The organism is Shewanella sp. P1-14-1 (assembly GCF_001401775.1).
GTDB lineage: Bacteria > Pseudomonadota > Gammaproteobacteria > Enterobacterales > Shewanellaceae > Shewanella > Shewanella japonica.
On sequence record NZ_LKTL01000006.1, the window covers coordinates 151,507 to 163,167 of the forward strand.

At 40.4% G+C, this 11,661-nt stretch carries 7 protein-coding genes; 2 read left to right on the forward strand and 5 right to left on the reverse strand.

The annotated features are described in order from the left end of the window. Nucleotides 1-49: 49 nt before the first annotated feature. On the reverse strand, nt 50-1,723 hold the full coding sequence (locus AN944_RS06250; protein WP_055023742.1) for an amidohydrolase family protein: 1,674 nt from the start codon (nt 1,721-1,723) through the stop codon (nt 50-52). Between the two features lie 673 nt (nt 1,724-2,396). After that, nucleotides 2,397-3,794, reverse strand: coding sequence for a tRNA 5-hydroxyuridine modification protein YegQ (gene yegQ / locus AN944_RS06255; RefSeq protein WP_055023743.1), 1,398 nt, complete (start codon nt 3,792-3,794; stop codon nt 2,397-2,399). Between the two features lie 231 nt (nt 3,795-4,025). On the opposite strand from yegQ, the gene AN944_RS06260 reads away from it, so the two are divergent. Both AN944_RS06260 and AN944_RS06265 read left to right on the forward strand, forming a co-directional pair. After that, nucleotides 4,026-4,868: an HDOD domain-containing protein gene (locus AN944_RS06260; protein ID WP_055023744.1), complete on the forward strand. Its 843-nt coding sequence runs from the start codon at nt 4,026-4,028 to the stop codon at nt 4,866-4,868. Nucleotides 4,869-4,949: 81 nt separating this feature from the next. Further along, entirely contained in the window at nt 4,950-6,470 is a 1,521-nt protein-coding gene (locus AN944_RS06265; RefSeq protein ID WP_055023745.1) for a bifunctional diguanylate cyclase/phosphodiesterase, read from the forward strand. A 14-nt stretch (nt 6,471-6,484) separates the two neighbouring features. Here the strand turns inward: AN944_RS06265 and AN944_RS06270 are convergent, their stop codons facing one another. From AN944_RS06270 to AN944_RS06280, 3 genes are all read right to left on the reverse strand, one after another. Next, entirely contained in the window at nt 6,485-6,919 is a 435-nt protein-coding gene (locus AN944_RS06270) for a thioesterase family protein (RefSeq protein ID WP_055023746.1), read from the reverse strand. Nucleotides 6,920-7,089: 170 nt separating this feature from the next. Continuing rightward, nucleotides 7,090-10,872, reverse strand: coding sequence for an EAL domain-containing protein (locus tag AN944_RS06275; RefSeq protein ID WP_055023747.1), 3,783 nt, complete (start codon nt 10,870-10,872; stop codon nt 7,090-7,092). A gap of 252 nt (nt 10,873-11,124) precedes the next feature. Continuing rightward, the gene (locus AN944_RS06280) at nt 11,125-11,598 is read right to left on the reverse strand and encodes an NYN domain-containing protein (protein ID WP_144430148.1); all 474 of its coding nucleotides are present in this window, start codon (nt 11,596-11,598) and stop codon (nt 11,125-11,127) included. Between the last annotated feature and the right edge of the window lie 63 nt (nt 11,599-11,661).

Consider the following 11,661-nt stretch of genomic DNA (forward strand, 5'->3'; position numbering starts at 1 on the left):
AACGAAAAAGCTCGGTATTACCCGAGCTTTATGATTTTAGGCATAATGGTTATGCAACCACTGGATTACGAACTGCTAAGCCAGGATTTACATCTAAATGCAATTCACCATTTTCGATAATAGGTGTACCATTTACGATCACATGATGCATCCCTTCTGAGAGTGCATTAGGCGCATCAAAGGTCGCTAGCACTTTGATTTCGTCAAGTTTAAATAAGACTAAATCAGCATCTTTACCCACTTGAATACGGCCTTTGTTTTTCATTTGAGGAACACTGTTTTCTAATATTCGACACGCATTTAAGCTCGTACGCTCCATCGCTTCGAGTAGTGTAACTGCTTTGTATTCATTGAGGTATTTACTGATAAAGCGAGTAAAACAAGCAAGCGATCTTGGATGAGCAATAGCATCACTTGGTAATGGCCATACATTACCTTCGATTAATTGCCCCTTAGGATTCATCCATGGCATTGCATCGGATGCAATGGCTGCGCCTGGAAATAATACTGAGCGGTCCATTTTATGGCGATCGGATTTACTTTCATCAGGTTTTAAAAAGTGCATTACTACCACTGTACCTGGCGCATTTGCTTGAAGCTCAGTGACTTTTTCTTGTGTTAAGGCTTTACCATTTGCTTCCATGTAGCTTGCACTTGGCACTCCCCAGCGCTCTAGCCAATCATCACCGCGGAAAACTTCTGCGCCGATCACTGATGAACCAGCACCGTAAGGATAAGCTTCTGTTGTCACCGATAAGCCTGCATCAACCGCATCTTGAACTAAATCAGCACAATCTTCGATATCTTGCACTGAGGTACTGTTAAGGTGACAAATATGCATGTGTGCACCGGTGGTTGCCGATAAACTGATCAGTTCTTGGTAGGCTTCAAAGCTTGATTTAGGCTCTGCGCTATTTAAGTAACGCACGTGGGTATAAGTAGGCATTTCATAGCGTTTAGCTAGCTTTGCTAATTCGTAGTACTCTTTATGGCCATAACCTGGTGCATAGCCAGCGTTAATACCAATGCCCAAACCTCCCTCTTTAAGGCCTTGCTCAACATAGTTTAAAATGGATTTAAGCTCATCTTTTGTCGCAAGGGTGTTTTGCCAGTTATTTTTAGAAAATGCTTGTTGAAACCAAACAATCGTACCGTCTGCTGGTGGCATTGTGGGCTCTTTTGCCGTGATACGAGCATAAGTCCATGCAACAGAGGCGCCGTAGTTAATAGGGCGGCCCTCTTTGGCTGTGTCATCATAGAATTTAGCAATAGGTAGCAACCCCGACTCCATTTCAAGAGCGGTGGTTACACCATCAAATGCTTGTGCTCGTGCAGCCGGAAGCTGTTGACCATGCGCGTGCATATCAATAAAGCCCGGCGCAACCACTAAGCCTGTGGCATCAATGACTTTTTTGCCTTGTAATTTATCTGTTGAAATGGCGGCAATACGATTGCCTTTAAGGCCGACGTTACGAATGGCATCTAATTTAGTTTCAGGGTCAATTACCCGGCCATTTTCAATAACAATATCAAATGGGCCCTTTTCATTGGCCATTAGCTTAATTTGCTGCTCAGTGAGTTTGTCTGATGCGGCTTGCAAAACTGAGGCAAATGGAAGCGCTGCAGTACCAACAGCACCCGCTGCAAGCTTAGTTAGCGTAGTACGCTTTGACTGGTCGACATTGTTAGTGGTTAAATCATTTAGCTTGGTATCGTCTTTCATTTTTTATCCTCATTTATTCATGCAATAAAAATAGTAAAAACTGGCAACATGTGAAACGGCAAGCACCATAAAAGCTACTTTAAACAGCTTTGCTCTAAATTTGGATAATGTAAAGTACACTTTGATACTTTTGTTGCGCAATCGTGTCTTTGGGGGCGAATAATAAATATTTCAGGGCTTAGGGTTACGGCTTTGTTAGCTTCGGTTGCTCGTATCGCTTTGAGTTTGTTACTGATATTGCGTTAATGATAAAATTTTGCCGCTGTAAAACTTATTACTGATATTAATTAATAGCATAGATTAGAGGAACTCACATTTGAAGGGTCTAACCCTTCAAGTTTTGACCAACCTTGGCCAATAATAAATAAATGATAGGTGATAACTGACTAAATGATAGGTCATGAGTTTTTATATGTAGTAGGCTGGATCTTGAGTGGGCGATAGAGTTGGGTAGGTGATAGAGTTGAGTAGGTGATAGAAGTTGAGTAGGTGATAGAAGTTGAGTGAAAGGTAGAGATTGAGTCAAAGGTAGAGATTGAGTCAAAGTGGTGGCTTGTATTGCATTGGCGGGTAAACACTTTCTCAACAGTCACAGTTATGGCCTAAAAGGCAATAACTGCAACAGCTGAAAACGGATAACCATCCCCTGGTTAGACTGACTTATGTAGCAGGTCTAGGTAACGGGTTCAATCGCTTGATGTGGATTGCGGCTATCTTGCCCTTGAGGCAGATTGCGCATTAAAATTGCTTTATCCAGCTCGACTTCTGCCGGCACAGCTAAGAATACAAAGTGCCCTGAACCTAACCCGGCTTCTACTGATTCACCTTTGCGATTAACTAATTCTGAAATGGTTAAGGTGATATTGCCTTGCGGGGTCATCAATTCAACACTGTCACCGACAGAGAACTTGTTCTTAACGTCAATTTCAGCTGCGCCGGCATCATTGCGTTTACCGGTAAATTCACCAACAAATTGTTGGGTATCACTGATTGAGTAGCCGTAATCATAGTTCTGGTATTCGTCATGAACGTGACGACGTAAGAAGCCTTCGGTATAACCACGATGCGCCAAGCCTTCAAGGTTATGCATTAGCGTGCGGTCAAAATCTTTACCTGCCACAGCATCCTCAATGGCTTGACGATATAACTGTGCGGTTCTCGCTACGTAATAAAAAGATTTAGTACGGCCTTCAATTTTTAATGAGTCGACACCCATTTGGGTTAAACGCTCAACGTGTTGAATGGCACGTAAATCTTTTGAGTTCATAATATAAGTACCATGCTCATCTTCATAAGCGGGCATATATTCACCTGGACGCCCAGGTTCTTGTAATAGGACAACTTCATCTGAAGGTTGACCAGCACCTAATGTCGGTGTCTCAATTTGCACACCGTTTGCATCGACGATACCTTGTGGGTTAACGGCGATGATATCACCAGTGTCAGTTTGCTTAGCTTCATGTACATCATATTTCCAGCGACAAGCATTAGTGCATGTGCCTTGGTTTGGATCGCGTTTATTGATATAGCCTGATAATAAACAACGTCCAGAGTAAGCCATACATAACGCGCCGTGGACAAACACTTCTAATTCAATATCTGGACACTGTTGACGAATCTCTTCAATTTCATCTAATGATAATTCACGAGATAAGATGACTCGTTTAATCCCCTGTTGTTGCCAAAACTTAACAGAGGCCCAGTTAATTGCATTAGCTTGCACTGATAAATGAACCGTTTGATCTGGGAATGCCTCACGCACCATCATAATAAGACCAGGATCTGACATGATCACAGCATCAGGCTTCATATCAATGACAGGTGCCATATCACGTATGTAAGTTTTTAATTTTGCATTGTGCGGTGCAATGTTACTGACGACATACAACTTTTTATTTAGCGCATGGGCTTCTTTGATGCCCATAGCCAGATTTTCCATTTTGAAGTCATTATTTCTAACCCGTAAGCTATAGCGAGGTTGGCCTGCATAAACAGCATCTGCACCGTATGCAAAGGCATAGCGCATATTCTTTAACGTTCCTGCTGGAGACAATAGCTCTGGTCTAAACATAATCACTCTCAATTTGATGGAAATTCGCACACAGCGCGGGGGGCGGCATTTTACTTAAGTATGGTCGCTGAATGCAAATAATTCATCTGTGATTGTGCTGCTTGTCTAATTTAATGTTTGCTAATTAATTGACATGCTTTATAAAGATTAGTGCTTTTTCTTTATTCTATTAAATGACATAGCTGATATAATCGAAACAAAGCAACAACAATAAAATTACAGGCGGGATCTATGACAACTGAACACCAATTATTGGTAGGGCTATTAAAGAAGCTAAAAGACGATGCTTTAGTGCTTCCGACACTGCCTGAAGTCGCCATGCGGGTGCAGGAAGTTGTTGCGCAACCAGACTCAAGTCTTAAACAAGTTGGCGACATTATTGGCCAAGATGCCGCAATTTCGGCGCGTATTATTAAGGTGGCAAACAGTGCTTTATATAGCCGAGGTAACAAAGCTGAAAATATCAGTGCTGCTGTCAATCGTATTGGACTAATACAAATAAAAGCGATTGTTACCTCTGTCGCATTAGAGCAATTATTTATCTCAACCAATGAGATGGTTTGGGAGGTGATGGATGAAGTGTGGCAAACTTCTATTGAGGTCACCGCATCAGCTGGTGCTATGTTGGCTATTTACAATAAACGTCACCCGAGTAAGAAATTAGACCCTGAAACATTAACATTGGCAGGCTTAGTCCATAATATTGGTGCTCTACCTGTGTTATCTGAGGCAGAAACAAAGCCTGATGCCTTTACAAGTATTGAACAGTTACGTGGTTTAGTCCGTAAAATGCAAGGACCAATTGGTCGTGCTATTTTAAAGACTTGGGACTTTGCGCCTGAAGTGATGGAAGTGGTTGAACGCTGGGCTGATCTTCATTATATGCCTGAGTCGGTGACCTATTTAGACTTTATTCGCTCAGCAGCTTATTATACTGGCGAGTTAAGAGCTGGGCCTGAATTGGAACAACGTCTAGATATTTTTGCAACTCGCGGCTTACCTGTAACACCGGAAGATCTAGAGAGTGACGAGTTTTTAGATGTGTATCATTCTATTAAGCAAAGTTACCAATAACAGCTGAAAATATAGCCGCCAAGCAGACATGAAAGAGCTTGGTAATGGAATTAACCCCAATTGAATAAGGAGCGATAAGTTGTGTTAAGTATTGAAATTATAATTGTATTGTTTATCGCCCTTATTTTGTTATTGGGTATTGTATTAGGCGGTTACTTCCAACAAGGCAAATTCATCGCAGAGCTGACTCAAACCTTAGAGTCGAATAATGCAACCCAGTCCCCACTTAACTTTAAACATACTCCAAGAGCATTCAAACCTCTGGTTAGAAACCTCAATTTATTCCAGCAAAACAACCCTATAACGCTTGAGCGAGATAAGTTGACAGGGTTATCTAATCGAGTTGGATTCAAGCGTAAAATGTTTGCCAAGATGCCTGCGACTGAGGGGATGCTCGTGCTGGTGGACATTCAGCAGTTTCGCTTTGTAAATGATCTCTTTGGATTTATTTTTGGTGACCAGTTATTAAAAGCTTTTGCATTACGAATTAAGGGGCTAAACAATCCGCCACAATTCGTTTCAAGAATGAACGGTAATGAGTTTTTACTTTTCTACCCTAAAGCTATTTCAGTTAACGAGTTATCTAATATAAAGCAGCATCTACAAAAGCCATTCGACATCGAGCAAACTCCAATCAGCATTAAAGTACAATTAGGGGTACTTGAGCTGCATGACCATCATGCGGATGTGAGTTTAATGCTACGTCGATTAGACTTAGCACTTAAAAAAGCCAAGCTCAGCCTAAACGATATCGCATTTTATAATCAAGATGATGACAAAGCTCAATATCGTGAATTGACAATCATTAATAGCTTGCCTAAAAGTCTGAAGCAAAACCAACTCCATATGGTGTATCAACCTAAGTTGGATATCAGCTCGGGTAAGTGTTCACAAGTTGAAGCGTTAATTCGATGGGAGCATGATGGCTTAGGTATTATACCGCCAACAGAGTTTATTCCTTTAGCTGAACATACTGGCATGATTGACTTAATCAGTAAGTGGGCTCTTGAACAAGTGTTACAGCAACAGGTTAAGTGGTTACAGCAAGGCATCAATATCAAAGTGGCAGTTAACTTATCCACTAAAGATCTTGAAAATCAGCATTTGCCAATTGATATCAGTAATTTGCTTATGCAGTACAAAGTGCCTGCTGAGAACTTAATGATTGAAATCACTGAAAGTGTATTGATGTTAGATTTAGCACGGACCATCGAAACACTAAAAGAAATTCGCGAGTTAGGAGTTAAAATTGCTATTGATGATTTCGGTACAGGGCATTCATCTTTAGCTTACTTACGTCACCTCCCCATTGATGAAGTTAAAATTGATAAAGCCTTTTTGGACGACTTTAACTGCGACTTACAAGCTAATAAGATTGTGAAAACTAGCATCGAACTGGCTAAGAGTCTTGGTTTTGATGTTACGGTCGAAGGGGTTGAAACCAAAGATGTATTTGATACCTTAATTGAGTTCGGAACTGATACCATTCAGGGGGAGTATTTTAGTAAGCCTCTTGTTGCAACAGATTTTGAGCTACGATACACGCAGCTCATTGAACAACCTTTCTTATTCCTACCAAGCTCAGATAACGTTAAACATTAAAGTGATTAACGCGCTTAAGACTGATTAAATTGTTGTTGTAACTGGCTAATCAAGTTGAGTGGCATAGGGGCCATCTGACGTTGCTGATTCATGCAGACCATCTCAATTGTGGCTGTCACAGCAGGCTTTTTAGCATTAGTACGCCAAATCTCTTGTTGCCAAACAGTACGGTACTTACTTTCAAAGTAATAACGCGTTCTAACATCAACGATATCAGCAAATTCAACCCCATCGTGACACAGCATATCTGTACGATATACCGCGAAGCCTAGCTGTTGCTGTTGCCACAATAAGTTCAGTACGTCTGCGCCAATCACATGCTCTCTCGCTCGTTCAAAATACTTTAAAAAGTTGGGGTGATATACCACGCCTGAAAAGTCTGTATCTTCATAGTAAATTTGTACAGGAAAGTGAAAAGTTGGGCTATATTCAATCGTTTTCTGAGTCATCTTGATGCTACTAAGTCATTTTATGAGGGCATTGTTACTTATTCTTAGACGTTACAACAGTGTTTTTCGGTTTGCTATGCCGATTCATTGACTGCTCAGACCAGAGTTTGGCTAATCCCCTTTAATATCTCGACAGAGGTTACTCAGTTCAAACCGTTGAAAATGCATATTTAGCCAACTTTGTTTTGCATAAATTTAGGCAGTAATACCGTTTCACCTGTTAGCATCTTATAAGCACTTTGGGTATTTACCGCTGGGCTGAAAATGTAACCTTGACCTGTATGACACTGGTACTGAATGAGTTTAATTAATTGCATTTCAGTTTCAATCCCTTCTGCGACAATTTGCATTTTTAGGTCATTACCTAAATTAATAATGTTTTTTAAGACCGCTTTTGCGGCTTCATTATCTAAAAAGCTATCGATAAAACCTTTGTCGATTTTTAAGGTATTTAATGGGAATCGGGTGAGGTAATTTAAGGATGAATACCCCTTACCAAAGTCATCTAAACTAAGTCTGATTTTTAAATCATGTAATTGGCTTAGCACCTTTTTAGCGGTTTCTACATTCTCAATCAAAAGTGATTCGGTAATTTCCAGTTCCAGCTTCTCTGCAGGGAAACCGGTTTCCACTAATATGGCTTCGATTTTTTCGCTAATATCTGGCTGAGATAACTGCACAGGGGAGATATTGACCGACACACTTCCTTTGAGCAAGCCTTCTTGGTGCCATTGATTTGCCGTGATACAAGCCTGTTTAATAACCCAATAACCAATTTCAATGATTTGACCATTACTTTCAGCTTCTGGAATAAACTTATCGGGTGGTATCAAACCTTTTTCGGGGTGGAACCAGCGCAGCAATGCTTCAAATGAACGGATATTACCTGTTTTAAGGCAAATTTTAGGCTGATAATACAACTCAAACTCATCATTGGTTAATGCATGTTGAAGCTGCTGTTTAATTGAAATTTTTTCTTGTAAGGCGACTGACAGTGCTTCATTAAAAAAGTAGGCGCTATTACGTCCTGCTTGTTTAGCAGCATACATCGCGGTATCGGCATGTTTTAGTAACGTCTTCGCATCCAGACCATCTTCAGGGTAGCAAGCAACCCCAATACTGGCAGAGCTCTTAATCCAATGTTCCTGTATTTGATAGCCTGTGTTAATTGCTAATCTTAGGCGTTCAATGATATTCACTAGCTGTGAAAGCTCGCCCGGATTTCGAAGAATAATTGCAAACTCATCACCGCCTAAGCGGGCTAATAGGTCATCACTTTTGAGGTTTGATGATAGGCGTTTGCTCACTTGAATAATCAGCTCATCACCTATGTCGTGTCCCATAGAGTCATTGACTTCCTTGAAGTAATCAAGGTCGATAAAAGCAACCGCAGCATGCTGATGTTTTTGATTCACAGTGGCTTCAAGTACAGTATTAAAACGGAATCGATTTGATAAGCCTGTTAACGTGTCGAAATTAGCTCGGTTTTTCAACTCTGTGACTTTTTGATAACGGGTTAACAAAAATAAAAAGGTCAATAACGCACACACAAGTACCAAACTAATGATGGCGAAATACCACCAGGGTTTTTTAATGGTGAATGAAAGCTCTGCAATTAACGGACTCCAAATACCATCGCTATTACTGCCTTGCACGACAAAACGATAATCACCTGCATGAAGGTTGGTATAGGTTGCTGTGGAAATGTTTTGCGAGTATATCCAGCGTTCATCAAAGCCATGCAGTTTATATCGATATTGGTTTTTTTGCGGCGCATTAAAATCCAGTGCAGCGAATGAAAATTGCACCATATTTTGTTCATAGTCTAAGGTCAATGCATCAATACTATGGTTACTGTTTAAGTGGATGTATTCTTCATTGGCAATTAATGCCGATGTTATATGAACCTGTGGGGAAAATTGGTTACTTTTAATTGCTCGTGTATCAATTTTAAAGGCACCGTTGTTTGTACCTATATACAACTCATCTTTTTGAAATGCGATGGCAGCATCTGAAAAAGAGCTATCTTTGTGATTGATAGCACTAGGAAATTTAGTGATTTTTTGAGTTTCGATGTGCATCTTGGCGAATTTAGATTGTGTCGTGATCCACAAATGCCCTTGACCATCGCCAGTGACACCTTTAAGAGTATTCGAAGCTAAACCATCTTCTTTAGTAATATATTCAAGTTGTAAATCGTCACTCCAGAAGTCACTCACTTCAATTTTGACCAGGCCTAGACCTTGGCTTGCGACCCAAACAGTATTGTTCTCATCTTGATATATTTTAACGGTACGAATATTTTGCGCTTCACTACCTAAAGGAAGGTGTTTGACTTCGTAGGTTTGTGTATTGACTCGGTATATAGCATTGGTTGTCGCTAGCCATAGCTCGCCATTATGGAGAAGCTGCTTATCAAAGGTGAAGTTTCCACCCGCGGCATAAGAATTATCATTGTGATGCAGCAGCTGCTTTAGTATCCCTTTGTCAGGGTTAAATAAAATGAGCCCTACATCAAGGTAGCCTGTGATCCATGCGTTGCCATGATTATCAGGCAGTGCTAAATAAAATTCGCTTTCAGGCAAACCATGAGGGTTATCTTTAGCATTACTGAAGTGGCGTAAACGTTCTGTATCAATATCATATACTGTCAAACCATCTGCTTGGGAAATCCACATGGTATTGGCGTCATCGATTGTTGCACTATAAATCATCGAAGGGGTTAACTCAGAAATAGGCTGCAAAGAGATTAAATCTTTATTTAACCTTAGTTTATCTATACCTTTTGTTGTGCTTATCCAAGTATTGTTATCTTTATCAAAATCGAACCAATAGACCATATTTCCGGATAATTCAGAGCTAATCGGTTTTGGTCTATATAAACGTGTTCCTTGTTTAAAATTAGAATACAGCGATGCGCCATTACCGGTACCAAACCAAACCCCACCAGACTGATCAACCATTACTATCGGGACATAATCACTTGGCATCGAATTAGGGTTAAATGCCTCATGAGTCAGGTGTGAAAAGCTCATGGTGTCTAATGTAATACGGCTAGCGCCTTTACCGTGTGTTACCCATAGCGTGTTGTCGTCTTTAAAGGTGAAACTTTGAATGTGATTGGATGGGAGCTGCTGATTACTCGGGTTATCCTTGTTGAAATGGATATTGTTGATGCTGCGAGTTTCTAAGTTGAGTTTGAATAATCCATTTCGATAGCTACCGAGCCATATTTCGCCATTCTTGGCTTTTTTGGCGCCATAGAAAATGACCGGGTCTAGTTGCTTTGCAAGTTCGCCTTCAAACTTCACTATTTCGAGTTGATCCGATTGGGTGTTGAGTGTGGCTAAGCCGTAGTCAGTGACGGCCCAAATAGTGCCATTGTGATCGCTAAAAACTCCACTGACTGAGGTTTCGTATGCTTGATTTTCATCAAATAATGAGTAGGCAGTGAACTGTTTGTTTTGCGGGTTATATTGGGTTAGTCCTGAACCGGTACCAAACCATAGTAAGCCATTTTCTTGTTCATAAATTTCTATAATCCAACTTGAACCTAAACTGGACTGGGTGGAAATCATGTTATGAATGATGATTTCATTGTCTTGGGTTAACTGGTTTAAGCCATCTTCGGTAGCTATCCAAATATTGCCACTACGATCTTCATGGATTTTGGTGATGTAGTTGTTGGATATGTGGGTCTTGTCAGATTCAGAGAACTGAAAATTGGTAAAGTTAACCCCATCATAGCGACTGGCTCCAGTATCGGTACCAAACCAAATAAATCCATCACGTTGTTGATACAGCGTGGTAATGCTAGAGGACGGCAGGCCATCACTAATCGTAAGGGTTTCCAGCTGAAATTGCTCAGCCTGAGCGTTTTGGGGTGACAGAGAAACAGCAAAAAAAATAGCCACAATAGAGAATAAAAGCAGATGTTTTAACGCTGATAACATTTAAAGCCCTTATTTTATGTGGTTATTATATCGTTACGCATTTTAACCAATTTTGTAAACGTATGTAATGCGGTAAAACAATACTTCTTGTGTGACTTTGTATCGGCAATCGTTACGTTTCTTGAGGAAATAGTTTGTTGAAATGTATTATTGCTCGAATTAGCAGCGGATTGTAAAGACTTTGCCCTGCTTAGACTGTTCTTTGTGCTACATAAGTGCGTTTAAGCAGGTTTGGTTGGAGGAGTGTTAGAGCTAAATTAAAAGCTGCTTATCGATAGGGGTATGATGGGAAATCACATCTAATAAAGATTTAGCGGTTAACTCTGTCACACTAATGACTTCGGTTTTACAGTTAAACTTTTGCGCTACTTTTGCCATCAGTAAGTCAAAGTCACCGTCACCAGAAAGCAAAATGACTTTATCTACTTGCTCGGCATAGTCTAAAACATCGATGGTAATGCCGACATCCCAGTCACCTTTGGCGCTGCCATCACTTCTTTGAATATAAGGTTTGAGTTTAACTTCAAAACCAATATGTTTAAGTGCATCTTGAAACTTAACTTGGCCATCGTCCGCCGGAGCGATGGCATAGGCAATGGCATATTCAATTTGAGTTGTATAATTGAGGTTTTGGAATAAGGCTCGATAGTTAAATGAACGCCCAAAGGCTTGTTTACATGTGTAATAGATGTTCTGCACATCAACAAATACGGCAACTTTTTCCATGTGACACCTATTATCCATTTTAATTAATTTAACTTGTTCAAGCAGGGTTTAGCCAAGGTAGGC

Coding starts and splice junctions, on each gene's coding strand:
- AN944_RS06250 (WP_055023742.1), bottom strand. CDS start 1,723: ATGAAAGACGATACCAAGCTAAATGATTTAACCACTAACAATGTCGAC.
- yegQ (WP_055023743.1), bottom strand. CDS start 3,794: ATGTTTAGACCAGAGCTATTGTCTCCAGCAGGAACGTTAAAGAATATG.
- AN944_RS06260 (WP_055023744.1), top strand. CDS start 4,026: ATGACAACTGAACACCAATTATTGGTAGGGCTATTAAAGAAGCTAAAA.
- AN944_RS06270 (WP_055023746.1), bottom strand. CDS start 6,919: ATGACTCAGAAAACGATTGAATATAGCCCAACTTTTCACTTTCCTGTA.
- AN944_RS06275 (WP_055023747.1), bottom strand. CDS start 10,872: ATGTTATCAGCGTTAAAACATCTGCTTTTATTCTCTATTGTGGCTATT.
- AN944_RS06280 (WP_144430148.1), bottom strand. CDS start 11,598: ATGGAAAAAGTTGCCGTATTTGTTGATGTGCAGAACATCTATTACACA.